This is a genomic window from Burkholderia ubonensis subsp. mesacidophila (assembly GCF_002097715.1).
GTDB classification, from domain to species: Bacteria; Pseudomonadota; Gammaproteobacteria; order Burkholderiales; family Burkholderiaceae; genus Burkholderia; species Burkholderia mesacidophila.
On sequence record NZ_CP020737.1, the window covers coordinates 3,450,132 to 3,476,799 of the forward strand.

The 26,668-nt window shown below is 69.2% G+C and carries 28 protein-coding genes; 20 read left to right on the plus strand and 8 right to left on the minus strand.

Annotated elements, in window-relative coordinates; genetic code table 11:
- Nucleotides 1-5: 5 nt before the first annotated feature.
- Entirely contained in the window at nucleotides 6-2,123 is a 2,118-nt protein-coding gene (locus tag B7P44_RS16220) for a phosphocholine-specific phospholipase C (RefSeq protein ID WP_084905832.1), read from the plus strand.
- Nucleotides 2,124-2,249: 126 nt separating this feature from the next.
- Here B7P44_RS16220 and B7P44_RS16225 read toward each other — a convergent pair whose 3' ends face one another.
- Complete coding sequence (locus B7P44_RS16225; protein ID WP_084905834.1) at nucleotides 2,250-2,873, minus strand: RBBP9/YdeN family alpha/beta hydrolase; 624 nt, start codon at nucleotides 2,871-2,873, stop codon at nucleotides 2,250-2,252.
- A 167-nt stretch (nucleotides 2,874-3,040) separates the two neighbouring features.
- Between B7P44_RS16225 and B7P44_RS16230 the strand changes: the two genes are divergently transcribed.
- From B7P44_RS16230 to B7P44_RS16250, 5 genes are read left to right on the plus strand one after another with little or no spacing between them, the layout of a single operon-like run.
- The gene (locus tag B7P44_RS16230) at nucleotides 3,041-3,478 is read left to right on the plus strand and encodes a VOC family protein (RefSeq protein ID WP_059634379.1); all 438 of its coding nucleotides are present in this window, start codon (nucleotides 3,041-3,043) and stop codon (nucleotides 3,476-3,478) included.
- A gap of 4 nt (nucleotides 3,479-3,482) precedes the next feature.
- Nucleotides 3,483-4,424: a 2-hydroxyacid dehydrogenase gene (locus tag B7P44_RS16235; protein ID WP_084905836.1), complete on the plus strand. Its 942-nt coding sequence runs from the start codon at nucleotides 3,483-3,485 to the stop codon at nucleotides 4,422-4,424.
- Nucleotides 4,425-4,461: 37 nt separating this feature from the next.
- Nucleotides 4,462-5,394, plus strand: coding sequence for a hydroxymethylglutaryl-CoA lyase (locus tag B7P44_RS16240; RefSeq protein ID WP_084905837.1), 933 nt, complete (start codon nucleotides 4,462-4,464; stop codon nucleotides 5,392-5,394).
- A 27-nt stretch (nucleotides 5,395-5,421) separates the two neighbouring features.
- Nucleotides 5,422-5,928, plus strand: a complete 507-nt coding sequence (locus B7P44_RS16245) for a YbaK/EbsC family protein (RefSeq protein WP_084905839.1) — start codon at nucleotides 5,422-5,424, stop codon at nucleotides 5,926-5,928.
- On the plus strand, nucleotides 5,925-6,122 hold the full coding sequence (locus B7P44_RS16250; RefSeq protein ID WP_059829146.1) for a DUF1289 domain-containing protein: 198 nt from the start codon (nucleotides 5,925-5,927) through the stop codon (nucleotides 6,120-6,122). The genes B7P44_RS16245 and B7P44_RS16250 overlap by 4 nt, the downstream gene beginning before the upstream one ends.
- Nucleotides 6,123-6,360: 238 nt before the next feature.
- On the opposite strand, the gene B7P44_RS16255 is transcribed toward B7P44_RS16250, so the two are convergent.
- The gene (locus B7P44_RS16255) at nucleotides 6,361-7,263 is read right to left on the minus strand and encodes a DMT family transporter (RefSeq protein WP_084905841.1); all 903 of its coding nucleotides are present in this window, start codon (nucleotides 7,261-7,263) and stop codon (nucleotides 6,361-6,363) included.
- A gap of 110 nt (nucleotides 7,264-7,373) precedes the next feature.
- Between B7P44_RS16255 and B7P44_RS16260 the strand changes: the two genes are divergently transcribed.
- Nucleotides 7,374-7,865, plus strand: a complete 492-nt coding sequence (locus B7P44_RS16260; RefSeq protein WP_084905843.1) for an Lrp/AsnC family transcriptional regulator — start codon at nucleotides 7,374-7,376, stop codon at nucleotides 7,863-7,865.
- Between the two features lie 22 nt (nucleotides 7,866-7,887).
- Here B7P44_RS16260 and B7P44_RS16265 read toward each other — a convergent pair whose 3' ends face one another.
- The gene (locus B7P44_RS16265) at nucleotides 7,888-8,784 is read right to left on the minus strand and encodes an alpha/beta fold hydrolase (RefSeq protein ID WP_084905845.1); all 897 of its coding nucleotides are present in this window, start codon (nucleotides 8,782-8,784) and stop codon (nucleotides 7,888-7,890) included.
- 259 nt (nucleotides 8,785-9,043) lie between these two features.
- Between B7P44_RS16265 and B7P44_RS16270 the strand changes: the two genes are divergently transcribed.
- Nucleotides 9,044-10,003, plus strand: a complete 960-nt coding sequence (locus tag B7P44_RS16270; protein WP_084905848.1) for an NAD(P)H-dependent flavin oxidoreductase — start codon at nucleotides 9,044-9,046, stop codon at nucleotides 10,001-10,003.
- Nucleotides 10,004-10,099: 96 nt separating this feature from the next.
- Here the strand turns inward: B7P44_RS16270 and B7P44_RS16275 are convergent, their stop codons facing one another.
- The 3 genes from B7P44_RS16275 to B7P44_RS16285 all read right to left on the minus strand — a co-directional run bounded on the left by B7P44_RS16275 (nucleotide 10,100) and on the right by B7P44_RS16285 (nucleotide 13,139).
- Nucleotides 10,100-11,062 carry a LysR family transcriptional regulator gene (locus B7P44_RS16275; protein ID WP_084905850.1) on the minus strand — a complete coding sequence of 321 codons (963 nt, stop codon included), beginning with the start codon at nucleotides 11,060-11,062 and terminating at the stop codon, nucleotides 10,100-10,102.
- Between the two features lie 170 nt (nucleotides 11,063-11,232).
- The gene (locus B7P44_RS16280) at nucleotides 11,233-12,312 is read right to left on the minus strand and encodes a porin (protein ID WP_084905853.1); all 1,080 of its coding nucleotides are present in this window, start codon (nucleotides 12,310-12,312) and stop codon (nucleotides 11,233-11,235) included.
- A 344-nt stretch (nucleotides 12,313-12,656) separates the two neighbouring features.
- Nucleotides 12,657-13,139: a peptide-binding protein gene (locus B7P44_RS16285; protein WP_084905855.1), complete on the minus strand. Its 483-nt coding sequence runs from the start codon at nucleotides 13,137-13,139 to the stop codon at nucleotides 12,657-12,659.
- A 363-nt stretch (nucleotides 13,140-13,502) separates the two neighbouring features.
- On the opposite strand from B7P44_RS16285, the gene B7P44_RS16290 reads away from it, so the two are divergent.
- The 8 genes from B7P44_RS16290 (at nucleotide 13,503) to B7P44_RS16325 (ending at nucleotide 21,498) form a co-directional block, all read left to right on the plus strand.
- Nucleotides 13,503-14,537, plus strand: coding sequence for a bile acid:sodium symporter family protein (locus B7P44_RS16290; RefSeq protein ID WP_084905857.1), 1,035 nt, complete (start codon nucleotides 13,503-13,505; stop codon nucleotides 14,535-14,537).
- Nucleotides 14,538-14,701: 164 nt separating this feature from the next.
- Nucleotides 14,702-16,537, plus strand: a complete 1,836-nt coding sequence (locus tag B7P44_RS16295; RefSeq protein WP_084905859.1) for an EAL domain-containing protein — start codon at nucleotides 14,702-14,704, stop codon at nucleotides 16,535-16,537.
- A gap of 495 nt (nucleotides 16,538-17,032) precedes the next feature.
- Nucleotides 17,033-18,052 carry a LacI family DNA-binding transcriptional regulator gene (locus B7P44_RS16300; protein ID WP_084905861.1) on the plus strand — a complete coding sequence of 340 codons (1,020 nt, stop codon included), beginning with the start codon at nucleotides 17,033-17,035 and terminating at the stop codon, nucleotides 18,050-18,052.
- Nucleotides 18,049-19,329, plus strand: a complete 1,281-nt coding sequence (locus tag B7P44_RS16305; RefSeq protein WP_084905863.1) for an AGE family epimerase/isomerase — start codon at nucleotides 18,049-18,051, stop codon at nucleotides 19,327-19,329. Before B7P44_RS16300 ends, B7P44_RS16305 begins: the two co-directional genes overlap by 4 nt.
- Nucleotides 19,326-20,234: a carbohydrate kinase family protein gene (locus tag B7P44_RS16310; protein WP_084905865.1), complete on the plus strand. Its 909-nt coding sequence runs from the start codon at nucleotides 19,326-19,328 to the stop codon at nucleotides 20,232-20,234. The genes B7P44_RS16305 and B7P44_RS16310 overlap by 4 nt, the downstream gene beginning before the upstream one ends.
- A gap of 249 nt (nucleotides 20,235-20,483) precedes the next feature.
- Nucleotides 20,484-20,945 carry a hypothetical protein gene (locus B7P44_RS16315; RefSeq protein WP_084905867.1) on the plus strand — a complete coding sequence of 154 codons (462 nt, stop codon included), beginning with the start codon at nucleotides 20,484-20,486 and terminating at the stop codon, nucleotides 20,943-20,945.
- Complete coding sequence (locus tag B7P44_RS16320; protein ID WP_084905869.1) at nucleotides 20,942-21,142, plus strand: hypothetical protein; 201 nt, start codon at nucleotides 20,942-20,944, stop codon at nucleotides 21,140-21,142. Before B7P44_RS16315 ends, B7P44_RS16320 begins: the two co-directional genes overlap by 4 nt.
- A 134-nt stretch (nucleotides 21,143-21,276) precedes the next feature.
- Nucleotides 21,277-21,498, plus strand: a complete 222-nt coding sequence (locus B7P44_RS16325) for a hypothetical protein (protein WP_010090460.1) — start codon at nucleotides 21,277-21,279, stop codon at nucleotides 21,496-21,498.
- 13 nt (nucleotides 21,499-21,511) lie between these two features.
- Here the strand turns inward: B7P44_RS16325 and B7P44_RS16330 are convergent, their stop codons facing one another.
- Together B7P44_RS16330 and B7P44_RS16335 are read right to left on the minus strand one after the other, a co-directional pair.
- On the minus strand, nucleotides 21,512-21,706 hold the full coding sequence (locus tag B7P44_RS16330) for a DUF2905 domain-containing protein (RefSeq protein ID WP_084905871.1): 195 nt from the start codon (nucleotides 21,704-21,706) through the stop codon (nucleotides 21,512-21,514).
- A gap of 12 nt (nucleotides 21,707-21,718) precedes the next feature.
- Nucleotides 21,719-22,912 carry a class I SAM-dependent methyltransferase gene (locus tag B7P44_RS16335; RefSeq protein WP_084906742.1) on the minus strand — a complete coding sequence of 398 codons (1,194 nt, stop codon included), beginning with the start codon at nucleotides 22,910-22,912 and terminating at the stop codon, nucleotides 21,719-21,721.
- A gap of 13 nt (nucleotides 22,913-22,925) precedes the next feature.
- Between B7P44_RS16335 and B7P44_RS16340 the strand changes: the two genes are divergently transcribed.
- The 4 genes from B7P44_RS16340 to glmU all read left to right on the plus strand — a co-directional run bounded on the left by B7P44_RS16340 (nucleotide 22,926) and on the right by glmU (nucleotide 26,656).
- Nucleotides 22,926-23,687 carry an SDR family oxidoreductase gene (locus B7P44_RS16340; protein ID WP_084905873.1) on the plus strand — a complete coding sequence of 254 codons (762 nt, stop codon included), beginning with the start codon at nucleotides 22,926-22,928 and terminating at the stop codon, nucleotides 23,685-23,687.
- 55 nt (nucleotides 23,688-23,742) lie between these two features.
- Nucleotides 23,743-24,147: a dihydroneopterin aldolase gene (locus B7P44_RS16345; protein ID WP_084905875.1), complete on the plus strand. Its 405-nt coding sequence runs from the start codon at nucleotides 23,743-23,745 to the stop codon at nucleotides 24,145-24,147.
- Entirely contained in the window at nucleotides 24,144-25,160 is a 1,017-nt protein-coding gene (ttcA, locus tag B7P44_RS16350; RefSeq protein WP_084905877.1) for a tRNA 2-thiocytidine(32) synthetase TtcA, read from the plus strand. Before B7P44_RS16345 ends, ttcA begins: the two co-directional genes overlap by 4 nt.
- A gap of 134 nt (nucleotides 25,161-25,294) precedes the next feature.
- Nucleotides 25,295-26,656: a bifunctional UDP-N-acetylglucosamine diphosphorylase/glucosamine-1-phosphate N-acetyltransferase GlmU gene (glmU, locus tag B7P44_RS16355; protein ID WP_084905879.1), complete on the plus strand. Its 1,362-nt coding sequence runs from the start codon at nucleotides 25,295-25,297 to the stop codon at nucleotides 26,654-26,656.
- Nucleotides 26,657-26,668 lie beyond the last annotated feature (12 nt).

The following is a 26,668-nucleotide window of genomic DNA, read 5'->3' on the forward strand; positions in this document are numbered from 1 at the left end:
AAAACATGACGTCATCCAGCCGCCGCCGCTTCCTGCATACCGTCGCGCAATCCGCGGGCGCCGCCGCCGCGCTCGGCGCGTTCCCCGAATCGATCCGCCGCGCGCTCGCGATTCCCGCCGCGCGCGGCACCGGCACGATCCGCGATGTCGAGCACATCGTCGTGTTCATGCAGGAGAACCGCTCGTTCGACCATTACTTCGGACACCTGCGCGGCGTGCGCGGCTACAACGACCGGTTCCCGATCCCGCTGCCGAACGGCAAGCCCGTGTGGTACCAGCCGTCGAAGGAGGACCCGGCGAAGCCCGTGCTGCCGTTCCGGCTCGACACGAAGACGACGAGCGCACAATGCCTCGGCGCGCTCGACCACTCGTGGGCGAAGACCCATGCGGCGATCGACGGCGGCCGCTACGACCAGTGGCCCGCGAACAAGACCGACATGACGATGGGCTACCACGTGCGCGAGGACATCCCGTTCCACTACGCGCTCGCCGATGCGTTCACCGTCTGCGACCACTACTTCTGCTCGCTGCCCGGCCCGACGCACCCGAACCGCGCGTACCTGATGACGGGCACGATCGACCCGACCGGCAAGTTCGGCGGCCCGCTGCTCGACAACGCCGACTACGTCGACGGCGACCGGCCGCCCGCGTACCAGTTGCTCACGTGGCCGACCTTCCCCGAGCGGCTCGAGGCGCGCGGCATCTCGTGGCAGGTCTACCAGCAGGGGCTCACGTGGGCCGATCCGTACAACGGCAACTACGGCACGAACATCCTGCAGAACTTCGCGAACTTCATCGACGCGCAGCCGGGCTCGTCGCTGTACCAGCGCGCGCAGACGGTGCGCACGCTCGACGACCTGAAGTCGGACGTGATCAACGGCCGGCTGCCGCAGGTGTCGTGGCTGCTGCCGCCAGCGGTGTTCTCCGAGCACCCGAAATACACGCCCGCGTACGGCGCGAACTACACGTCGCAGATTCTCGACGCGCTCACCGCGAACCCGGACGTGTGGAGCAAGACCGTGCTGTTCATCATGTACGACGAGAACGACGGCTTCTTCGACCACATCGTGCCGCCGCAGCCGCCGACGTCGGCCGCGCAAGGCGCATCGACCGTCACGACCGACGGCGAGCTGCACACCGTCGTGAACCCGGGGCGCGGCGGCAGCTACACGGCCGACGGCCTGCCGTACGGCCTCGGCCCGCGCGTGCCGATGACGGTCGTGTCGCCGTGGACCAAGGGCGGCTTCGTGTGCTCGCAGGTGTTCGACCATACGTCGGTGATCCGCTTCATCGGCGAGCGCTTCGGCGTCGACGAGCCGAACATCACGCCGTGGCGCCGCACGGTGTGCGGCGACCTGAGCGCCGCGTTCGATTTCCGCACGCAGGACGCGACGTTCCCGCCGCTGCCCGATACGAGCCAATACCGCTCGATCGCCGACCAGCAGTGCACGTCGCAGCCCGCGCCGACCGTGCCCGCGCAACCGGCGCCGATCGATCCGCAGGAACCGGGCGTGCGGCCGGCGCGCGCGCTGCCGTATGAATTGCACGTGAACGCGCGCGTCGACGGCGCGAACCGGCTGCGCATCGAATTCGCGAACCGCGGCGAGCAGGGCGCGCACTTCAACGTGTATGCGACGAATCGCGGCGACGGGCCGTGGCGCTACACGGTCGGCGCGCACCGCACGCTGCACGCGGATTTCGACCTGTCGGCGACGAATGGCGCGTATGCGTTCTCGGTGTACGGGCCGAACGGCTTCGTGCGGATCTTCTCGGGCAACGCGCCGGCCGCGACCGCGCATCGCCACCAGCACGCGCAGCCGGAGGTCAAGGCCGGCTACGACGTCGCGAACGGCAACCTGTACCTGAAGCTGCGCAATCACGGGACGGGCCACGTCACGCTGACGCTGGCCGACAACGCATACGGCGCGCCGGCGCGGCAGGTGACGCTGCACGCGGGCGACGAGCGCGTCGAGCAATGGCTGCTCGCATCGAGCCACCAGTGGTACGACGTGACGGTGAGCGACGGCGCGAACGGCGCGTTCTCGCGCCGCTTCGCGGGGCACGTCGAGAACGGGCGGCCGAGTTATTCCGATCCGGCGGCGGTGAAGCCGGTCACCGCCTGACGACAGCGGCGCGGCCGACGGCCGGTCGCGCCGCGCATCGAACGACGACGCCCTGCAGGGCGGGCCTCGGCCCGCGCCGCAGGGCGCTTTTCATGGTGGCGCGCGGCGTCGCGCACGCGCTATGCGTCAAACCGCTTGCGCGAGCATCCTCCCGGCGAAGGCGGCATCGAACTCCCCCGCATCCTCCCGAAAACGCAGCGGCGCCGCGCAATGCACGAGCGTATCGACGAAGTACTTCGCGCGCGGCCACGGCCCGAAGCCGGCCGCGGTGTTGATGTGGCCCGCGTCGCCGAGATTGACGAACGCGCTGCCGAGCCGCTGCGCGAGGGTGCGGGCGTCGCCGAGCGACATCCACGGATCGGTCTCGCTGCCGATCACGATCGACGGCACCGCGAGGCGCCGGGCGTCGAAGGCGCCGGCGAACGTGAATTTCAGCGGGCTGGCCGGCGCGACGAGCAGCACGCCGGCGACTTCGCCGGCATGCGGCCACTGCGCGAGCGCGTGCGCGGCCGCGAGGCAGCCGAAGCTGTGCGCGGCGAGCACGAACGGCCCGCGCTCGCGCTCGAGCAGCGCGCGCACGGACTGCGCCCAGCCCGCGAGATCCGGCGCATCCCAGTCCGCCTGCTCGACGCGCAGCGAACGCGGGAACTGCCGTTCGAGCCAGGTCTGCCAATGAGCGCCTTCGCTGCCGTGCAGGCCGGGAACGGTGACGAGCCGCGGCGGCCAGACCGATTTGCTGCATGCGCTCATGTTTGCCCTCGCTCGCTTGAAGACGAGGCCCGATTGTGGCGCGCCGCCCGCGGCGGCCGAACCAATATTTTGTGCTTTGCTTTTCGTCGGACGGGATCGCGCCCCCGCCCGCCGACGCAATCCGCCGCGAAACCGTAGAATGTGAGGTTCCCAAAAGGAGACACCCGATGCCCGCTACGCCCGCCGGCGCGCTACGCCCGTTCCATCTTGCCTTTCCCGTGTCGAGCCTCGCCGACGCCCGTGCGTTCTACGGCGGCCTGCTGGGCTGCCCGGAAGGCCGCAGCTCCGATCATTGGGTCGATTTCGACTTCTTCGGCCACCAGCTCGTCGCGCATCTCGCGCCGCACGAAACGGGCGCGAGCGCGGTCAATCCGGTCGACGGCGACGACGTGCCGGTGCGCCACTTCGGCGTCGTGCTGGCGATGGACGAATGGCACGCGCTCGCCGACAAACTGAAGGCCGCACACACCCGCTTCGTGATCGAGCCGCACATCCGCTTCAAGGGCGAGGTCGGCGAGCAGGCGACGATGTTCTTCCTCGACCCCTGCGGCAACGCGCTCGAATTCAAGGCATTCGCCGACATCGGCCAGCTGTTCGCGAAGTGACGGCATGAAGGTCCTGTTCCATTCGACGTACCAGGATGCCGACGCATGGCGCGCCGAGCTCGCGCAGGCGCTGCCGGAAGCCGAGCTGCGCGCGTGGCGGCCGGGCGACACGGCCGCCGCCGACTACGCGCTCGTGTGGCGCGCGCCGCGCGAGCTGTTCGCGCCGCGCGACGGCCTGCGCGCGATCTTCAACCTGGGCGCGGGCGTCGACGCGCTGCTCGCGCTCGAACGCGCGCATCCGGGCACGCTGTCGCCGCACGTGCCGCTCGTGCGGCTCGAGGATTCCGGGATGGCGCAGCAGATGATCGAATACGTGACGCACGCGGTGCTGCGCTACCTGCGCCGCTTCGACGAATACGCCGAGCTGCAGCGCGCGCGCCGCTGGCAGGCGCTGGAGCCGCATCCGCGCGCGACCTTCACGGTCGCCGTGCTCGGCCTCGGCGTGCTCGGCGCGCAGGTCGCGCGGGCGCTCGCCGGCCTTGGACTGCCGGTGCGCGGCTACAGCCGCAGCCCGAAGCAGCTCGACGGCGTCGCGACGTTCGCCGGCGCAGCCGGCTTCGACGCGTGCGTCGACGGCGCGAAGGTGCTCGTCAACCTGCTGCCGAGCACGCCGGACACCGACGGCATTCTCGACGCGCGCACGTTCGCGCGCCTCGCGCCCGGCGCATACGTGATCAACGTCGCGCGCGGCGCGCATCTGGTCGAAGCCGACCTGCTCGACGCGCTCGCGAGCGGCCGCGTCGCCGCCGCGACGCTCGACGTGTTCCAGCACGAGCCGCTGCCGGACGACCACCCGTTCTGGCGCGCGCCGCGCGTCACGATCACGCCGCACAGCTCCGCCGAGACGCTGCGTGCGGAAGCGATCGAGCAGATCGCCGGCAAGATCCGCGCGTTCGAGCGCGGCGAGCCCGTCAGCGGAATCGTCGACTACGCGCGCGGCTACTGAATCGCGCATTTCAAATATCAGGAAACTGGAGACAGCCATGACCTTCCCCACCGCCGTCAAGATCGTCGAAGTCGGCCCGCGCGACGGGCTGCAGAACGAGAAAACCTTCGTGCCCACCGACGTGAAGATCGCGCTGGTCGACCGCCTGTCGCGCGCGGGCTTCCGCAACATCGAGGCCGCGTCGTTCGTGTCGCCGAAATGGGTGCCGCAGATGGCCGACGGCGCCGAGGTGATGGCCGGCATCGAGCGCCGCGAGGGCGCGATCTACTCGGTGCTCACGCCGAACCTGAAGGGCTTCGAGAACGCGCTCGCCGCGCGCGCCGACGAAGTCGTGATCTTCGGCGCGGCGAGCGAGGCGTTCTCGCAGCGGAACATCAACTGCAGCATCGCCGAGAGCATCGCGCGCTTCGAGCCGGTCGCGAAGGCCGCGAAGGACGCGGGCCTGCGGCTGCGCGGCAGCGTGTCCTGCGCGCTCGGCTGCCCGTACCAAGGCGAGGTGCCGGTCGCGTCGGTGGTCGACGTCGTCGAGCGCTTCGCGGCGCTCGGCTGCGACGAGATCGACATCGCCGACACGATCGGCGTCGGCACGCCGAAGCGCACGCGCGAGGTGCTCGAAGCCGTCACGCGCGTGTTCCCGCGCGAGCGTCTGTCGGGCCACTTCCACGACACCTACGGCCAGGCGCTCGCGAACATCTACGCCGCGCTGTTCGAGGGGATCGAGATCTTCCACGCGTCGGTCGCGGGCCTCGGCGGCTGCCCGTACGCGAAGGGGGCGACCGGCAACGTCGCGACCGAGGACGTGCTGTACCTGATGCAGGGCCTCGGCATCGACACCGGCGTCGATCTCGCGCAGGTGGTCGCCGCCGGCGAATTCATCTCGAACGCGATCGGCCGCGCGAACGCGTCGCGCGCCGGCCGCGCGCTGCTCGCGAAGGCGCAAAGCGCGGCCGACGCGCCGAGCTGCGCCTGACCCCATGCATTCAACGGATCCGAACACATGACGACACCCACTTCACTCGACTCCCTCCCCGATTCCGCGCGACGCGTCGCGACGCTGCTGCGCGAGCGCGGCCATGCGAAAGGCATCGTGATGCTGTCCGAAACCGGCAAGACATCCGCGGAGGCGGCGGCCGGGCTCGGCTGCTCGGTCGCGCAGATCGCGAAGTCGATCCTGTTCCGCCGCCAGTCGGACGGCGCGCCGGTGCTGGTCGTCGCGAGCGGCGCGAACCGCGTCGACGAGCAGAAGGTCGCCGCGCGGGTCGGCGAGGTCGGCCGTGCGGACGCGAAGTTCGTGCGCGACAACACCGGCTATGCGATCGGCGGCGTGTGCCCGATCGGCCACCTGGTCGAGCCCGTCACGCTGATCGACGCCGACCTGCTCGCGCTCGACAGCCTGTGGGCCGCGGCCGGCCATCCGCATGCGGTGTTCAACCTGTCGCCGCAGGAGCTCGTCACGCTGACCGGCGCGCCGGTTGCCGACGTCGCGCTGCGGGAGACCGCATGAGCGACGTGCCGCAAAGCGCCGTCGCGTCGCCGTGCACCGGCGTGTGCAAGATCGATCCGCGCACCGAATGGTGCGCGGGCTGCCTGCGCACCCGCGACGAGATCAAGGGATGGCGCGCGTCGGACGACGACGCGAAGCGTGAGGTACTTGCGCGACTCGACGCGCGGCGTGCGCTCGCGGCGAGCGACGCATAAAAAAATGCCGTTCAGCCTGACGGGCGAACGGCATCTCGAATCGGAATCCTGTGAACGTGATCAACGTCACAGCACGCATCATACGAGCGACGCCGGCGCATCGCATCGGGTGTTTCCCTACAACTTCTTACAGCGTGTTGCAGGTGCGCGCGCGGCACGCTTTTCGCTCCGTAGCAGTGAACCGCCGCGGCGAGCCGTAGCGGTGAACCGTAGCGGTGAACCGAATCGCACGACCATTTCAGTGCCCGGCCACCGCGCGGCGCGCCGGCACGATCCGCCAGCCGAGATTGACGCCGGCCGCCGCGAGCAGGATCAACAGCGCGCCGAGCACCTGCGTCCACGCGAGCGTCTGTCCGAACGCGACGCGGTCGACCGCGATCGCGACGACCGGATAGACGAACGACAGCGCGCCCGTCATTGCGGTCGGCAGCTTCTGGATCGCGCCGTACAGCAGCACGTACATCACGCCCGTGTTCACGATCCCGAGCACGACGAGGTCGAGCCATTGCGCAGGCGTCGCAGGCAGCGCGTCGAAGTGCGCGAACGGCGCGAGCATCACGACGCCGAGCCCGACCTGCAGCAGCGCGATCAGGTGCGGCGGCGTGCCCTTCAGGTGCTTGGTGATGATCGACGACACCGCGTACAGGAACGCCGCGCCGAGCGCGAGCGCGACGCCTTCGAGATACTCGCCCGGCACCGCGAGCACGGCCGGCTCGACGCGCACTACGCACACGAGGCCGACGAACGCGAGCAGCAGCCACGCGAGCGTCGACGCGGTGATCCGTTCGCGGAACACCAGCGCGCCGAGCGCGACGAGCATGAACGGCTGCGTGTTGTAGACGGCGGTCGCCATCGAGATCGACGCGCGCGAATACGCGGCGAACAGCAGCAGCCAGTTCGCGACGATCGCGACGCTGCCGAGCGCGGCGAGGCCGAGCATGCGCCACGAGAACAGCGGGCGGCGCAGGAACCCGAACGCCGCGCAGACGAGCGCGAGCGTCGCGCCGCCGAACACGCAGCGGAAGAACACGACGTTGGCGAGCGGCTGCCGCGACGACATCACGAGCCAGCCGATTGTGCCGGACATCAGCATCGCGACGACCATTTCGGCGGCGCCGCGGCGAATTTCGTTCGAAGCCATGACAGTTCCCGTTGAGGATCGGATGACTTCGATTCTAGAAACTTGCTTTCGCGATCTCCACGGCTAAACTGAAGCGAATCATCCGATTCACCTTCGAAAGCAAAGCGATCATGACGAAACGCCTTTCCCCTCCCTCCGTCGCCGCGCTCGACGCGACCGACCGCGCGATCCTGGCCGCACTCGCCGACGACGCACGCATCGCGACCAGCGAGCTGGCGCGGCAGATCGGGCTGTCGGCGCCCGCGACCGCGGACCGCGTGCGGCGCCTCGAGGCGCAGGGCGTGATCGCCGGCTTCACCGTCGAGCTCGACCCGCGCGCGCTCGGCTACACGCTGCAGGCGATCGTCCGCGTGAAGCCGCTGCCCGGCCAGCTGCATCTCGTCGAGGAGCTGCTGCGGCGCATCCCCGAATTCGTCGAATGCGACAAGGTGACGGGAGACGACTGCTTCATCTGCCGGCTCTACCTGCGCTCGATCGAGCAGCTCGACGGCATCCTCGCGAAGGTGACCGAGCGCGCGGAGACGAGCACCGCGATCGTCAAGTCGACGCCGGTGCCGCGCCGGCTGCCGCCGCTTGCGGACGACGACGCGGCGCAGCGCTGACGCACGCGCGCCGCAGCCCGCATCAGGCCACCGGGTCGCGCGCCTCGAAGAATGCGAGCATCTCGTCGATCAGGTCGACCGGCGCCTCTTCCGGAATGTAGTGCCCGCACGTGAGCGCGCGGCCGCTGACGTCGCGCGCGACGTGCCGCCACTCGTCGAGCGGATCGAAGCAGCGGGCGACGATCCCGTTCGCGCCCCACAGCACGCGCAGCGGGCACGCGACCTTGGTGCCGCGCTCGAGATCCGCACGGTCGTGCTCGAGATCGATCGTCGCCGACGCGCGGTAGTCCTCGCACATCGCGTGCACCGCGCCCGGCTGCGCGAGCGCCGCGCGATACGCGGCGAGCGCGTCGGGCGCGAACGGCGCAAGGCCCGCCGAGCGGTTGCCCATCACGCGCTCGATGTACGCATCGGTGTTGCCGCCGATCAGCGTCTCAGGCAGCGGCTCGGGCTGGATCAGGAAGAACCAGTGGAAGTACGCGGTCGCGAACGCGCGATCGGTCTTCTCGTACATCGCGAGCGTCGGCGCGATGTCGAGCAGCATCATCCGCTCGACCGCGTCGGCGTGATCGAGCGCGAGCCGGTGCGCGACGCGCGCGCCGCGATCGTGCGCGCACACGTAGAAGCGCTCGAAGCCGAACTGCCGCATCACCGCGACCTGGTCGGCCGCCATCGCGCGCTTCGAATACGGCGTGTGCTGCGCGTCGCTCGCGGGTTTGCCGGACGCGCCGTAGCCGCGCAGGTCGGTCGCGATCACCGTGAAATGATTCGCGAGCGTCGCGGCGACGCGATGCCAGATCATGTGGGTCTGCGGATGGCCGTGCAGCAGCAGAAGCGGCGGCCCCGCGCCTCCTTTGACACCGAAGATGTCGGTGTCCTGCCCCGTTACGCGAAACGGGGCGAATGTCTCGAACGACATGGTTTGTTTCTCGTTGGTTTGTTATAGGCGGCTATTGTAGGAGCGCGTTCGAAACCGCACAGGGACGTGGATACCCGAATTCGTAGAAAGAGAGCACTCACTCGATTGCCCGCGCACGGCGCACTTTGTTAAGCTCGCACGCAAACGCACGATCGTTCGTATTAATATGTGCTGCAGACCTTCACTGCGGCCACACCGGCTACACTCGAAACGCCGTTCGCGCAGCCGTACGGCCACGTTCGGAATCAGGAGACTTCACATGGCACTGCCCGCCGTCCTTCAGCATCTGACGCTGCCCGTCATCGCGTCGCCGATGTTCATCGTCAGCTATCCCGAACTCGTTCTCGCGCAATGCAAGGCCGGCATCGTCGGCTCGTTCCCGGCGCTCAACGCGCGCCCGGCCGAACTGCTCGACGAATGGCTCACGCAGATCCAGGCCGAGCTCGCCGACCACAAGGCGAAGCATCCGGATGCGGTGATCGGCCCGATCGCGGTCAACCAGATCGTCCACCAGTCGAACGCGCGGCTCGAGCACGACATCCGCGTGTGCGTCGACCACAAGGTGCCGATCTTCATCACGAGCCTGCGCGCCCCGTCGCGCGAGATCGTCGACGCGGTGCACAGCTACGGCGGCATCGTGCTGCACGACGTGATCAACCTGCGGCACGCGCAGAAGGCGCTCGAAGCGGGCGTCGACGGGCTGATCCTCGTCGCGGCCGGCGCGGGCGGCCACGCGGGCACGACGTCGCCGTTCGCGCTCGTCGGCGAAGTGCGCAGGATGTTCGACGGCCCGATCGTGCTGTCCGGCGCGATCGCCAACGGCGGCTCGATCCTCGCCGCGCAGGCGATGGGTGCCGACCTCGCGTACATGGGCACGCGCTTCATCGCGACGCAGGAAGCGCACGCGGTCGAGGACTACAAGCACGCGATCCTCAACGCGAAGGCCGCCGACATCGTCTACACGAACCTGTTCACCGGCGTGCACGGCAACTACATCCGCGAAAGCATCGAGAAAGCGGGGCTCGACCCGGACGCGTTGCCGGAATCGGACAAGACGAAGATGAACTTCGGCGGCGACAAGACGAAGGCGTGGAAGGACATCTGGGGCGCGGGCCAGGGCGTCGGCCTGATGGACGACCTGCCGAGCGTCGCGACGCTCGTCGAGCGCCTGAAGCGCGAGTACGACGACACGAAGGCGCGGCTCGGCATCGCACGCTGACGCGGCGCGTCACCGCAGCAAAGCAAAAGCGCGAACGCCTCACGGGGTTCGCGCTTTTTGTTTGTCGCGACGTTCCTGCGGCGACTGCCGCGCCGCTCAGCCCGTGCGCTTGATGCGCGTGATCGGCAGCACGCGCAGGCGCGCCTCGATCGACGGGCACAGCGACTCGTTCTCGAACCGCGCGGCGAGGAAATCGACGAACGAGCGCACCTTCGCCGACACATGGCGGCGGCTCGCGTACACCGCGTAGATCGGCAGCTCGCGCGGCGGCACCGCGTCGAGCAGCACCGGCACGAGACGCCCGGCCTCGAGGTCGTCGCCGACCACTTCGGTGCCGAGCAGCGCGATGCCCGCGCCGCCGAGCACGGCCGCGCGCAGCCCTTCGAGGTGGTTGACGATCAGGTTGCCGTTGAGATTCACGCGCGACGCGGCGGCCGCATCGGTCACCATCGCATCGAGCATCGTCGAGTTCGTGTCGCGCCGCAGGTAGTTGTGGTGCGCGAGATCGGCGATCGTCTGCGGCGTGCCGCGTTTCTCTAGGTACTCGGGCGACGCGACGAGCATGATGTGCGCGGTCGCGATCTGCCGCGCGACCAGCGACGACGATTTCAGCCCGCTCGGCGCCGCGCGCACCGCGACGTCGTAGCCTTCGTCGATCAGTTCTACGACGCGATCGGACAGCGTGATCTCGACCGTCACGTCGGGATAGCGGTCCGCGTAGTCGGTCACCGCCTGCATCACGTGGCGCAGCCCGAACGCGGACAGCGACGTCACGCGCAGCCGGCCCTGCGGCACGACGCTCGCGGCGCCGACCGCCTGCCCGGCTTCGTCGAGCTCGGACAGCGCCTGCACGAGGCGCTCGTAGTATTCGCGCCCCGCTTCGGTCGGCGCGACGCGGCGGGTCGTGCGATGCAGCAGCCGCGCGCCGAGCTGCTGCTCGAGATGCATCACGTGCTTGCTCGCCATCGCCGCCGACATCTGCATGCGCTCCGCCGCGCCGACGAAGCTGCCCACTTCGACGACGTAGCGAAACACATTCATGCTGACGAGGGTATCCATCGAACTGGCTCGGAATTCCAGAGAATCGGGAAATTACGAGATAGAGTAGCAAAAGAGAGGAAACAGAAAGGTCAACAAAAGCAAAACGGCGCCGCAATTGGCGGCGCCGTTCAACAAAACGAAACAGGGCGCGAATCCGCCGCGGCTCGCGCGGCGGGGTGCCCGCGGGGTCAGAACTTCGCGCGAATGCCGGCGCCGAACGTGTTGCCGTTCGACAGGCTGCTGATGTGGTCGTTCATGTACGCGGCGTAAACGTCGGTGCGCTTCGACAGCGGGTAGTCATAGCCGACAGCCCACGTCTGGCGCGTCTGGTTCAGGCCGCCCGCGTCGCGCGAGTACGCGTACGACGCCATCGCGGTGCCGGCGCCGAGCGGCACCGTCACGCCGCCCTGCCCGGTATTCACGTGCCAGCTGCCCGCGACCTGGTCGTTCTTCGTATACATGTACTGGCCGAACAGCTTTACGTACTTCAGGTCGTACGTCATGCCGACCTGCGCGATGCCCTGGCTCTTCATGCCGGTGACGCCGGGGAGCGTGCCCAGGTCGCGCGGGGCATTGTTGAAGTTCACGTACTGGTACACCGCGGTCGCCGCGAACGGCCCGCTCGCATAGTTGAACTGAGCACTCCACTTCTTCGCGCCGTTGTCGCCCGCCTGGTTGCCGAGCGCGTACATCACGCCGAAGTTCGCGCCGCCGAACGCCGGCGACGTATACGACACCGCGTTGTTCCAGCCCGAATCGCCGACCGCGCCCTGGTCGCTCGGATAGGTCGGGAACGTGCCGAGGCCGAGGAACGTGTGATAGACCATCGGCGAGAACACGTACGAGTCGAAGAACGGGTTGAACAGGATCGTCGACAGGAACAGGTGCGTGGTCAGGCGGCCGGCGGTCACCGTGCCGTACGGCGAATTGATGCCGACGTACGCGTTGCGCGCGAAGAAGGTGTCGCCGTTGAAGCGGCCGAACTGGCCGTTCTGCGCGCGGAAGAAGCTCTCCAGCGTGAAGATCGCCTTGTAGCCGCCGCCGAGATCCTCGGTGCCGTGCATACCCCAGTACGACGTCGACATCCCGCCGCCCGACACGTTCCATGCGCGATCGCCGCCCGGGAATTTCGTCGCGCCGACCCACTCGTCGACCTGGCCGTACAGCGAGACGCTCGATTGCGCGTGGACGGGCGCGGCGGCGACGCAGGCGGCGGCCGCGACCAGCGCGGCGGACGTGCTCGACGCACGGCGGGCAAATGCTTTCATGGGATCTCCAGGTATTGTCGATAAGAAACCGGGGCGGCGCGAGCGTTGTTATAGGGGCCGCCGCTTGCGTCGTGCTGGGGCGCAGCCATCTTTGCGGATCATTTTTCCGGTCAAAAATGCATGGGCTTATTGCGGGTATAGCGGCGGCATTAACTTCGCGACGGCGGTTCGGCGACAGACGGGGCGCGGCGGCAACGCGCGAGCGCGTCACGCGGCGGCACGGCGACGCGTCACGCGCGAACCGGGCGCGAAAGATAGCGCAATGCGGCGGGAAAATCAGCGGAAATCGATGCGCGACTGTGGCGAATTCGCATCAGTCGGCGGGGGACAGAACGCGGGCGCGCTCAGTTTCGGTAAAACGGCGAGAAATACAGCGAATGCGCGGGCTCGTCCTGCGCGCGCGGCGGCGGCAGCGGCCGGCCGCCCCGCTCCTCGTTGTAGCGGGCGACGTCGGCGCGGATCGACCCGGCGCGCAGCGGCATGTTGCCGCCGCCCGGCGGGCGCGGCACCTGGCGCGCGTCGGCGCTGATCGGGCGGTACGGGCTCTGCGCGGCGTAGTGGCCGTACGACGGCGTCGGCCGCAGGCCCCAGCGGGGGCCGTAGCCGTTGACCCCCATGCGGGCCCCGGGATTACCGGCCCACTGCGGTGCATGACGCCAGACGGGCGGGCCACCGGACGCCTGACCGGATGCGCGCAGGCCGCGATCGCCGCCGCCGCCGAACCCGTGTCCGCCGTGCGGGGGCTGCGCAAGCGCGAGCGGCACCAGCAGCGCGCCGAGCACGCCCGCCACCCATCGTCCGATCTTCCGTTTCACCCGATCCGTCATCGTTCAGAGCCTGATTCTGCCTGCCGCGAGCCCCGTCCTGAGCGGGCGCACGCCTTTCAGCAGTAATTTATGAGCGAGGCGAAATCGTGTCGAGCCAAAAAGTGTTAGGTCCGGGGCATCGGTGTAACACCATGTTACTGCTAGGTTTTTCATGTAGGGGACGGATCGTCGCAGCACATTCTTCTGCCGTTTTCGTCGCCAGCGCGACAGGCGCGATCGGCCGCTCAGCATTCATCCGATTCATCAATCGATTCATACAATGAATTTGTGGTTTGAATCGGCAACCGGGAAAATACCGGCGTCCGCGCGTGCGGCGTTCGCGCGTGCGCGGCACGCCCTCCTATCGTCCCGATCGAGATTCCGATGGCCCGCCCCCGTTACCTCCCCGACAACTTCACGCTCGCCCTCGTCGGCACCGTCGTGCTCGCGAGCCTGCTGCCGTGCCGCGGCCCGGCCGCGCACGCGTTCAACTGGGCGACCAACATCGCGGTCGGCCTGCTGTTCTTCCTGCACGGCGCGAAGCTTTCGCGCGAAGCAATCGTCGCAGGCGCGACGCACTGGCGGCTGCACGCGGTCGTGCTGCTCAGCACCTTCGCGCTGTTCCCGCTGCTCGGCCTCGCGCTGAAGCCGGTGCTGCAGCCGCTCGTCACGCCGGCGCTGTATGCCGGCGTGCTGTTCCTCTGCACGCTGCCGTCGACGGTCCAGTCGTCGATCGCGTTCACGTCGATCGCGAAAGGCAACGTGCCGGCCGCGGTCTGCGCGGCGTCCGCGTCGAGCCTGCTCGGCATCTTCGTCACGCCGGCGCTCGTCGGGCTGATGATCACGACGCAGTCGGCGGCGAGCGCGTCGCCGTGGAGCACGGTCGGCAGCATCGTGATGCAGCTGCTCGTGCCGTTCGTCGCCGGCCAGCTGCTGCGGCCCGTGATCGGCGGCTGGATCGAGCGCAACCGCGCGGTGCTGCGCTTCGTCGACCAGGGCTCGATCCTGCTCGTCGTCTACGTCGCGTTCAGCGAGGCCGTGGACCAGGGTCTCTGGCACCAGATTCCTCCGCGCGCGCTCGCCGGGCTGCTGGCCGTCAACCTGGTGCTGCTCGCGATCGCGCTGCTGCTGACCGCGTTCGTCAGCAAGCGGCTCGGCTTCAACCGCGCCGACCAGATCACGATCATCTTCTGCGGCTCGAAGAAGAGCCTCGCCGCCGGCGTGCCGATGGCGAAGGTGATCTTCTCCGCGCACGCGGTCGGCGCGATCGTGCTGCCGCTGATGCTGTTCCACCAGATCCAGCTGATGGCCTGCGCGGCGCTCGCGCAGCGCTGGGGCGCGCGCCGGCTGGGCGAACCGGGCGACGAGGGCGCGGCTCCCGGCCCGGTCGCTTCCGCGCTGAGCGCCGGCAAGCGCTGACGCGCGGGCCGCCGTCACGCCCTCACCCGGCCCGCGCCGCGCGACGCGGCGGCCATGATTCGTGGCGATGCACCAGGACGGCGCATCGCGTCACGAAAAATTCATTCAATTCTTCCTGCGCGGCGCCGTTAAGCCGGGCGTTCCGACGTTTCGGCCGTCCTGCCATGTCCGCCACCCCCGCCGCTCCCGATGCCGCCCGCACCGCGCGATTGATCGCGGATCGTGCGCTCGCCGCCGTGTTCCAGCCGATCGTCGACCTCGGCTCGGGCACGGTCATCGCCTATGAGGGCCTGATCCGCGGCCCGCGCGGCACCGACCTGGAGCCGCCCGCCGCACTGTTCGCGCAGGCGGCGCGCGAAGGCGCGACCATCGCGCTCGAACACGCGGCCGCCGTCACCTGCCTCGACGCGTTCGCCGCGCTCGGCTGCGACGGCAAGCTGTTCCTCAATTTCAGCGCGGGCGCGATCCTGCAGCTCGCGCGCGAACGCGAGCGCGCCCGCACGCTGCTCGAGCGCGCGCAGATCGCCGCCGAGCGCATCGTGATCGAGCTGACCGAGCAGAACGCGACGACCGATCTCGCGCAGGTCGCGCCGGCGGTCGCGTCGCTGCGCGACGCGGGCATCCAGTTCGCGCTCGACGACTACGGCACCGCGAACGCGAGCATGAACCTGTGGCTGCGCCTGCATCCCGACGTCGTGAAGATCGACCGCTTCTTCATCCACGACATCGCCCTCGATCCGCTGAAGTTCGAGGCGGTCAAGGCGATGCAGCACTTCGCGCACGCGAGCGGCGCGACGCTGATCGCCGAAGGCGTCGAGCACGAGCGCGACCTGATCGTCGTGCGCGACATGGGCATCTGCTGCGTGCAGGGCTTCCTGCTCGGCCGCCCGCATGCGCAGCCGGAGCGCGTCGTCACGCCCGCCGCGCGCGACGCGATCCGCGCGCCGCACATCGCGGTGTTTCCGGATGCATCGCGCGCGGCCCGCCCGAGCGGCACGGTCGCCGCGAAGATGCTCGTCGCGGCGCCTGCGCTGCCGCGCGACGCGACCAGCAACGACGTGCTCGCGCTGTTCAACCGGATGCCCGAGCTGCACGCGGTCGCGCTCGTCGAGCACGAGCGGCCCGTCGCGCTCGTGAACCGCCGCAGCTTCATGGACCGCTTCGCGCTGCCGTACCACCGCGAGGTGTTCGGCAAGAAGCCGTGCCTGCAGTTCGCGAACGACGCGCCGCTGATGATCGAGAACGCGACGACGGTGGAACAGCTCGCGCTGCTGCTCGCCAACAACGACCAGCGCTATCTCGCGGACGGCTTCGTGATCACCGAGCACGGCCGCTACGTCGGGCTCGGCACCGGCGAGAGCCTCGTGCGCGCGGTGACCGAGATGCGCATCGAGGCCGCGCGCTATGCGAACCCGCTGACGTTCCTGCCCGGCAACATCCCGATCAGCGCGCACATCGACCGGCTGCTCGCGCGCGACGCCGGGTTCCACGCGTGCTACGTCGACCTGAACCAGTTCAAGCCGTTCAACGACCAGTACGGCTACTGGCAGGGCGACGAGGTGCTGAAGTACGCCGCGACCGTGCTGGCCGGCATCTGCGATCCGCAGCGGGACTTCCTCGGCCATGTCGGCGGCGACGATTTCCTGGTGCTGTTCCAGAGCGACGACTGGCGCGCGCGGACGGCGGCCGCGATCGGCCGCTTCAACGACGGCGCGCAGCGCTTCTACACGCTGACCGACCAGCGCGCGGGCGGCCTGCGCGGCGAGGACCGCCACGGCAACCCGGCGTTCTTCGGCTTCGTGACGATGGCGATCGGCGCGGTCGGCGTGCCGGCTGGCGCGCACCGCGCGATGCGCTACGGCAGCGACGAGATCGCGTCGGTCGCGGCGCTCGCGAAACGGCGCGCGAAGCAGCAGCCCGACGGGCTCGCGGTCGTCGATCTCGATGCGGGCCGCGCGGCGCTGCTCGCGCGCGGCGAACCACCCGCGGCGCCGCATTAGAGCCTGTTCACGCTAATAACGGGCTTGCGCTGGCCGCCAGAAGGGCCGAGCGCAAGGAATGCGACGCAGCGAATACTGGACGTATTCGCAAGGAGCATGACGCGGCGATCGGCCCTTCTGGCGGCCAGCCCCAAGCAGGAATTTTTTAGTTACGGGAACGTGCCTTGCCGGCCGCATTGCGGCGTCGCGCGTCGCTTGTTTGGCTCGGCCAAACGGCGCTCCTTCCTCCTTGCACGCGCCCAAAGGAAGTCCCCTTGGGGGACGGCCGGCAAGGCACGTTCGCAAGCCCGTTATTAGCGTGAACAGGCCCTAACCGCGACGCGCGGACACCTTGCCTTTCGTCGCGCCTGTTTAGTATTTTTAGTAAAAGCGTCGACGTAGATTAGTGCTTTAAATTCGCGGATTTACGGGTATTCCCCGGCAATCTGGCGCGATTTTCCCGTTACGTTTTACTATACAATCGCCGTCACCCTAAACAAACCGGATTTCCGAACGATGGGCACCACCATTCGCGACGTGGCGCGGGCGGCAGAGGTCTCGATCGGCACCGTGTCCCGCGCGCTGAAGAACCAGCCCGGCCTGTCCGAAGCCACTCGCGCGCGCATCGTCGAGATCGCGCAGCGCCTCGGCTACGATCCCGCGCAACTGCGGCCGCGCATCCGCCGGCTCACCTTCCTGCTGCACCGCCAGCACAACCGCTTTCCCGCCAGCCCGTTCTTCTCGCACGTGCTGCACGGCGTCGAGGACGCGTGCCGCGAGCGCGGCATCGTGCCGACGCTCCTGACCGTCGGCCCGAACGACGACGTGCTGCGCCAGATGCGCCCGCACGCGCCGGACGCGATCGCGGTGGCCGGCTTCATGGAGCCGGAGACGATCGAGGCGCTCGCCGCGACCGGCCGCCCGCTCGTGCTGATCGACCTGTGGGCGCCCGGGCTGCGCTCGGTCAACATCGACAACGCGACCGGCGCGGCGCTCGCGATGCGCCATCTGCTGGCCACCGGCCGCACGCGCATCGCGTTCATCGGCGGCTCGCCCGCGCACTACAGCATCACGCAGCGCGCGATCGGCTACCGGCGCGCGTTCTTCGAAGCCGGGCGGCTCTTCGACCCGGCCTACGAAGTGACGATCGACGCCGGGCTCGACCCGGACACCGGCGCCGCGCGCGCGATGCAGCAGCTGCTCGACGCGCCGGGCCCGCGCCCGGACGCGGTGTTCGCGTACAACGACGCGGCCGCGCTCGCCGCGCAGCGCGTGTGCATCGCGCGCGGGCTGCGGGTGCCGGACGACATCGCGATCGTCGGCTTCGACGACATCCCCGCCGCCGCGCATGCGAGCCCGCCCCTCACGACGCTCGCCGTCGACAAGGCAGCGCTCGGCCGCCGCGGCGTCGAGCTGCTGCTGGCCGAATCCCCCGAACACACCGAGGTCTGCCTGCCCGTCGAGCTGATCGTGCGGGCCAGCAGCCGGCCCGCCGCGACGCGGGCGCCCGTCACCGCCACGAGCACCGAATCATGACTACGCCCCCGGCCCAACCCGCCCCGGCGACGCCGGCCGCGCACGCCCATCCGGCCCCGTTCGTCGCGAGCTTCCGCGATCCGTCGTTCCTGCTGTCGCACGTCGAGGACACGCTGCGCTTCTATGCACCGAACGCGCTCGATCCGACCGGCGGCTTCTACCACTACTTCCGCGACGACGGCAGCGTGTACAACCGCACGTCGCGGCACCTCGTCAGCAGTTGCCGGTTCGTCTTCAACTACGCGATGGCGTACCGGCATTTCGGCGATCCGCGCCATCTCGAATACACGCGCCACGGGCTGCGCTTCCTGCGCGACGCGCACTGGGACGACGCGCTGCAGGGCTACGACTGGGAACTCGACTGGCGCGACGGCGCGAAGCGCGCGACGCTCGACGGCACGCGCCACTGCTACGGCCTCGCGTTCGTGCTGCTCGCCGCCGCGCACGCGACGATGGCCGGCGTCGACGAGGCGCGGCCGCTGATCGCCGCGACCTACGAACTCGCCGAGCACCGTTTCTGGGACGCCGCCGCGGGCCTCTACGCGGACGACGCGACACCGAACTGGATCGTGTCGAGCTACCGCGGCCAGAACGCGAACATGCACATGACCGAGGCGCTGCTCGCCGCGTACGAGGCGACCGGCCACCTCACCTACCTCGACCGCGCGGAAAAGCTCGCGACGCACGTCACGCGGCGCCAGGCGGCGCTGTCGGGCGGCCTCGTGTGGGAGCACTATCACGCGGACTGGTCGGTCGACTGGGACTACAACAAGGAAGACAGCTCGAACATCTTCCGGCCCTGGGGCTTCCAGCCGGGGCACCAGACCGAGTGGGCGAAGCTGCTGCTGATCCTCGAGCGGCACCGCCCGCTCGACTGGCTCGCGCCGCGCGCGGCCGAGCTGTTCGACGCGGCGCTCGCGCACGCGTGGGACGCCGATCACGGCGGGCTCTGCTACGGCTTCGGCCCCGACTTCACGATCTGCGATCACAACAAGTATTTCTGGGTGCAGGCGGAATCGTTCGCGGCGGCCGCGATGCTCGGCGCGCGCACCGGCGCCGAACGCTACTGGGACTCGTACGACGAGATCTGGCGCTACAGCTGGGCGCATTTCGTCGATCACCGCTACGGCGCGTGGTACCGGATCCTGACCTGCGACAACCGCAAGTACAGCGACGAGAAGAGCCCCGCCGGCAAGACCGACTACCACACGATGGGCGCGTGCTACGACGTGCTCGCGACGCTCGCGCGCACGGCGCGCAGCGAACCGACGCAATGACGGGCGGCGGCTTTCCGGCGTTCGTGTCCGCCGGCGACATCCTGACCGACATGGTGCGCGCGGGCGGCGCGCACTGGACCTCGGTGCCGGGCGGCGCCGGCTGGAACGTCGCGCGCGCGGTCGCGCGGCTCGGCGTGCCGAGCGCGCTCGCCGGCGCGATCGGCGAGGACTGCTTCTCCGACACGCTGTGGCGCGCGAGCGAAGCGGCCGGGCTCGACCTGCGGTTCCTGCAGCGCGTCGCGCGCCCGCCGCTGCTCGCGATCGTCCACGAGACGCGGCCGCCCGCGTATTTCTTCATCGGCGAAGCGAGCGCCGATCTCGCGTTCGACCCGAAGCGGCTGCCGGCCGGCTGGGCCGATCACGTGAAATGGGCGCACTTCGGCTGCATCAGCCTCGTGCGCGAGCCGCTCGCGGGCACGCTGATCGCGCTCGCAGCCGAGCTGCATGCGCGCGGCGTGAAGATCAGCTTCGATCCGAATTACCGGAACCTGATGACGGCCGCGTACCGGCCGACGCTCGAGAAGATGGCCGGCCTCGCGGACCTGATCAAGGCGTCCGACGAAGACCTGCGGCACCTGTTCGGCGGCAGCGAGGACGCTGCGATCGCAGCGCTGCGCGCGCTGAATCCGCGCGCGGCGCTGCTCGTCACACGCGGCGCGGACACCGCGACGCTGTACGCGGACGGCGCCACGCATGAAGCGCGCCCGCCGCGCGTCGAAGTGGCCGACACGGTCGGCGCGGGCGACGCGTCGATCGGCGGGATGCTGTTCAGCCTGATGGCGGCGCCGCAGCGGCCGTGGCCGGCGCACCTTGCGTTCGCGCTCGCCGCGGGCGCCGCCGCGTGCCGCCACACCGGCGCGCACGCGCCGACGCTCGACGAGGTGGTCGCGCTGCTGGAGGGCTGACGCGGGAAGCACCACATGGCGCGTTCGAGCTTTCAGGCGTTGCCAAACAATAAATAGAGTGCACGTGCTCATGCAACACGTTGCCGACGACGGCGAGCAATCGGCCAATGAAAGATCAGGCAAAACCGAACGCGCGCGACATGGCCAGGACCCAGAGCATTCGATTAATCCAACCGGAACGGCAAAGCATGGAAGCCGTGCCGAATGGTGTATATTCGGCGTTATTCATAACTATCCGATTATATTGAGATGAAAGCATGCAAAGGATTTTATCCGGCTTTGAAAGAAAACATGGCGTCGCTGGGCCTGCCAGTACCATCGAGCCTGTTTGAATCGCAGCAAATGGCGATCGGAACGCTGACAACGCTTCTGAGCACCTTAAAATCGCTTGGCACCGGCGCCACGGTAGGCGAGTTGATTGCTGCCACAACTGGTTTGGAAAAACTGCTGGTACTGTCTTCAATTGGAGCGTCTTATTACATTGGAGCTTTGATTGGCAGCATGATCGTTGCCACCGACGAATCATTGGCTTGCTCGAATAAAACCGTGTCCACAATCTCAAAAATACAACTTTGGGCGGGACGCAATGGTCTGCCAGTCCCGACCGAAATATACTATTTGATTGCACGCCATCCCGAAATTCTGAATCCCTCGATCAATTCGCGCGCTTACGCAGGTCGGGCCCGCGTATTTGGACGAGCCGCAGCATGAGCCGGCTCCGCGATCGGCTTGAGTTAATCGCAGCAGCGGTTTTTGCATCTGGCGTCGCGTGGGCCACGCTGCACTACGCAGGCCAGTGGTACTTTCCACTGGCGACGACGATCGCGTTTGCCGCGCTGATGGCGGAAAACGGTAGGCTGAAGAAACGTCTGCGCGAACTGGAAGCGCCACCGCGTGCCGAGAAGTGACGATCGGGAGATCACTGGCCACGCATCTCGAATGCCGTCGCGCGGACCGCGCAGCGTCACACACAGCCGCACGAACCGCTGTACATGTTGCGGCGCGGTGCTACGATGAAGTGTCCTTTTGCGGGAGAGGCATCATGGACACCAACACGTTCACGAAGGGCATCTACACGGCCAAGGCGCATACCCGGCACGCCGGCCACGGCCAGTTCCAGGGCTATGTGATCCTGAGCCGGGACGAAGGGGAGGCCCCCGACAACACGGTGTACGACGTCGGCAGCACGAGCCCGAACGAGGAAGAGGCGTTCAACGAAGCGAAGGCGCTCGCCCATCGCATCCTTGGCGAGATCGAGCTGTGACGCGCACAGCGCGTCAGACGAGCCGCGCCACCATCGACACCAGCATCGTGATCACCAGCGTCGACATGAACGGAAACGGGTAGCGCCGCCCGCCAAGCGTCAGCGTCACGTCGCCGGGCAGCCGTCCGACGCCCAGCTTGCCGAGCCACGGCCAGCAGCGCGTGAGGATCATCACCGCGACGAATGACGCCATCAGCCAGCGCAGCATCGGCCGTTCCCGTCAGAGCGCGTGCGAGCGGTCGCCGCGCGCGAACGCGTCGAGCGTGCCGTCGAGCCCGCGCGAGAACGCGATCACCTTGAACAGCTCGCCCATCTCCGCTTCCGAGATCAGCTTCTGCACCGCGTTCGCGGCGGGCAGGAACGCGTGGACGTCGGACGGGTCGATCGCGGCGAGCGCCTCGGTGATGCCGGCATTGAGCAGGAAGCGCGCCTGCGACGTGTAGCCGAGCAGGTCCGCGCCGGTCGCGACGCCGGCCTCGTAGATCCCCGAGAATTCGACGTGCGCGGTGATGTCCTGCAGCCCCGGATAGAGGAACGGGTCGTCGTGCGCGCGGTGCCGGTAGTGGCACATCAGGGTGCCGCGGTCGCGCTGCGGATGGTAGTACTCGTGCGCGGGGAAACCGTAGTCGACCAGCAGCACCGCGCCGCGCGCGAGCATCGTGCAGACGGTGCGGGTGAACGCGAGCGCCGCCTCGTGCGTCTCGGCCACGTAGCCGTCGCTCACGCCGTCGAGCGTGGCGAGCGCCGGCGGCACGTCGGCCGGCGCGGCCGGCCGGTCCTCGAACACGAACGCCTGCCGCGCGTCGAGCGCGACGCCGCGCTCGCGCCACGCGCCGTCCGCCTTCGCGAACAGCCGCACCGGCATCGCGTCGAGCACCTCGTTGCCGACCACGACGCCCTCGAAGCGCTCGGGCAGCGCGTCGAGCCAGCGCACCTTCGACGCGAGGCCGGGCGCAGCCGCCGCGAGCGTGTCGCGCTGCCGCTCGCGCAGCTCGCCGGACAGGTCGACAATCAGGTATTCGTCGAGTTCGGCTGCGAGCGCGTCGAGCGCCGCGAGCAGCCCCGCCGCGAGCTTGCCGGTGCCCGCGCCGAATTCCATCACGCGGCGCGTGCCGCTCGCCGCGAGCGCCTGCGCGACGGGCCGCGCGAGCGTCTGCGCGAACAGCGGCGACAGCTCGGGCGCGGTGACGAAGTCGCTGCCGTCGTCGGCGCGGCGGCCGAACTTGCGGGCGCCGCCGCTGTAGTAGCCGAGACCGGGCGCGTACAGCGCGCGCTCCATGAAGCGGTCGAACGGCAGCCAGCCGCCGGCCGCCGCGATCTCGTCGCGCAGTTGCGCGGCGAGGGTTTCGGACTGCGCGAGCGCGTCGGGGCCGGGAGCAGGTAAACTAGCGGGTTCGTGAGCTTTCGGGTTCATCCCGGCATTGTAAATGACCGTTTCAGCCGATACGTCGACCGCGCGCGTGGTGCTCGTCGCGGGCGCCCTGGACAGCGCGGCCGACGCCGCGTCGATCGGCCGCGCGCTCGCCACGGGGTTCGCCCGGCACGGCTGGGACGTCGCGCTGCAGCGCGGCCGCGACGCGCCGCCGGCCGTGGCCGACGCGCTCGTCGCCGAGGTCGGCGCGCTCGGACGCCGTGCGGCCGTGCTCGATGCCGATCTGGCCCTCGAAGCCGACGCGGCCGGGCTGGTCGCGGCCTGCGGCGCGGCGCTCGGCCGGCCGGCATGCGTCGTGTTCCACAGCGCGCCGACGGATGCCGACGACGCGCACTCGGTGCGCCATGCGTCGCTCGCCGCCGCGCTGGCCCGCAACGTCGCCGCGCCGCTCGCGCTGGCCCGCGCGCTCGAAGCCGCGACGCCCGACGCCGCGCGCGCCGACGAGGCGCTGCGCGCGTGCGCGATCCACGTGCTGGACCAGGCGCTGTTCCACCCGGCGCCCGAACAGCTGTCGCACGCGCTGATGCAGGCCGCGCTGAACCGCGCGACGGCCGCGCTGGCGCTGACGCTCGCGCCGAAGGTGCGCATCGCGGCGCTGGTGCGCGGGCGCGCGCCGCACGCGAACGACATCGCGGCGGCGGCCTGCTACCTGGCGGACGCGCCCGGCATCACCGGCGCGACGCTGACCGTCGACGGCGGCGAGCACCTGGCGCCGCCTGCCGCCGGCCCGAATGAACCGCACGGGCGCGCGCCATGACGGCCGCCGCCCGCGCCGCTTTGCGTGCGCGCACGCCAATTTGACTGGAACGACCATGCATTCCGCCCTCCTGCACCCCCGCCTCGCGGATTGCCGCAGGCTCTACCTGCGCGACTACGAGGTGCACATCAACATCGGGGCATTCGAGCACGAGAAGCGCGGCGAGCAGCGCGTCGTCATCAATGTCGACCTGTTCGTGCCGCTGGCGCTCAGCACCCCTGTCGACGACCGGCTGCATGAAGTCGTCGACTACGACCTGATGAAGCAGAGCGTCGCGCAGTGCGTGGCGCGCGGCCACATCCACCTGCAGGAAACGCTGTGCGACGCGATCGCCGCGCGCCTGCTGGCGCACGACGCCGTGCGCGCGGTACGCGTCTGTACCGAGAAACCGGACGCCTATCCGGACTGCGACGCCGTCGGCGTCGAAGTCTTTCGCATCAAGGACGAGGAGCGAGCATGAACGCCCCCCACACACCCAATCTGAATGATCCGGCGGCCGCTGCCGCCGTCGAAGACGGCGCGGCCAGCGCCGGCCGCCCCGCGCTGACGCGCCGCGAGCAGAAGGAAGCGTACGAGAACAACAAGCTGTTCAAGCGCATCGTGCGCCAGGTCGGCCAGGCGATCGGCGACTACAACATGATCGAGCACGGCGACAAGGTGATGGTCTGCCTGTCCGGCGGCAAGGACAGCTACGCGATGCTCGACGTGCTGCTGCGCCTGCGCGAGCGCGCGCCGATCGACTTCGACATCGTGGCCGTCAATCTCGACCAGAAGCAGCCGGGCTTCCCGGAGCACGTGCTGCCCGAGTACCTGACGCGGATCGGCGTGCCGTTCCACATCGAGAACCAGGACACCTACAGCATCGTCAAGCGCCTCGTGCCCGAGGGCAAGACCACCTGCTCGCTGTGCTCGCGGCTGCGCCGCGGGATCCTGTACCGCGTCGCGGGCGAGCTCGGCGCGACCAAGATCGCGCTCGGCCATCACCGCGACGACATCGTGCAGACGCTGCTGCTGAACATGTTCTACGGCGGCAAGCTGAAGGGGATGCCGCCGAAGCTGCAGTCGGACGACGGCAAGAACGTCGTGATCCGCCCGCTCGCGTACGTGAAGGAAACCGACCTGGAGAAATACGCGGAGCTGCGCGAATTCCCGATCATCCCGTGCAACCTGTGCGGCAGCCAGCCGAACCTGAAGCGCGCGGAAATGAAGGCGCTGATCCGCGACTGGGACAAGCGCTTCCCGGGCCGCGTCGAGAACATGTTCAACGCGCTCGCGAAGGTCGTGCCGTCGCACCTGATGGACACCACGCTGTTCCCGTTCACGTCGCTGCGCGCGACCGGCGAGGCCGATCCGCAGGGCGACATCGCGTTCGACGAGGAACCGTGCTCGAGCGGCGACGACAGCACCCCCGCGGGCGCGGCCAAACCTGACGCGGCCCGACCGATCTCGATCGTCCAGTTCGACGACCTGTAAGCCGCCCCGCGCGGGGCCCGGCGACGCCCGCCGGGCGGGCCCGCCAGCCCTGCCGGCCCCGCCTCGGCCGGGCTCGGCGGGCGGGGCCCCATGCTAGAATGTGTAGCTTCGAACTCTTCTGACAAGCTGGCGCCATGAATATCGTGATTTTGGCGGCAGGCACCGGCAAGCGCATGCGTTCCGCGCTGCCGAAAGTGCTTCATCCTCTGGCCGGCAGGCCCCTCCTCTCTCACGTCATCGCCACCGCGCGCGCGCTGCAGCCGTCCCGGCTCGTGGTCGTCGTCGGCCACGGCGCGGAGCAGGTGCAGGCGGCCGTCGGCGCGCCCGACGTGCAGTTCGCGGTGCAGGCCGAGCAGCTCGGCACCGGCCACGCGGTGCGCCAGGCGCTGCCGCTGCTCGATCCCGCGCAGCCGACCCTCGTGCTGTACGGCGACGTGCCGCTCACGCGCGTATCCACGCTCGAGCGCCTCGTCGCCGCCGCGCGCGAAGGCCGCTACGGCATTCTGACGGTCACGCTCGACGATCCGACCGGCTACGGCCGCATCGTGCGCGACCCGGCCGGCTTCGTCACGCGCATCGTCGAGCAGAAGGACGCGTCGCCGGAAGAGCAGAAGATCGCCGAGATCAACACCGGCATCGTCGTCACGCCGACCGCGCAGCTCGCGATGTGGCTCGGCGCGCTGAACAACGACAACGCGCAGGGCGAGTACTACCTGACCGACGTCGTCGAGCTCGCGATCGACGCCGGCTTCGAGGTCGTCACCGCGCAACCGGACGCCGAATGGGAAACGCTCGGCGTGAACAGCAAGGCGCAGCTCGCGGAGCTCGAGCGCGTGCACCAGCGCACCCTCGCCGACGCGCTGCTCGCCGACGGCGTGACGCTCGCCGACCCGGCGCGGCTCGACGTGCGCGGCACGCTGCGCTGCGGCCGCGACGTGTCGATCGACGTGAACTGCGTGTTCGAAGGCAACGTGACGCTCGCCGACAACGTGACGATCGGCGCGAACTGCGTGATCCGCAACGCGTCGGTCGGTGCGGGCGCGCGCATCGACGCGTTCACGCACATCGACGGCGCCGAGCTCGGCGCGCACACGGTGATCGGCCCGTACGCACGGCTGCGCCCGGGCGCGCAGCTCGCCGACGAGGCGCACGTCGGCAACTTCGTCGAGGTGAAGAACGCGGTGATCGGCCACGGCTCGAAAGCGAACCACCTCACGTACATCGGCGACGCCGACATCGGCGCGCGCGTGAACATCGGCGCGGGCACGATCACCTGCAACTACGACGGCGCGAACAAGTTCCGCACCGTGATCGAGGACGACGTGTTCGTCGGCTCGGATACGCAGCTGGTCGCGCCGGTGCGCGTCGGGCGCGGCGTGACGATCGCCGCGGGCACGACGATCTGGAAGGACGTGGCCGACGGCATGCTCGCGTTGAACGAGAAGACGCAGACCGCGAAGAGCGGCTACGTCCGCCCGGTCAAGAAGAAAGGCTGAACACCCCGCGGG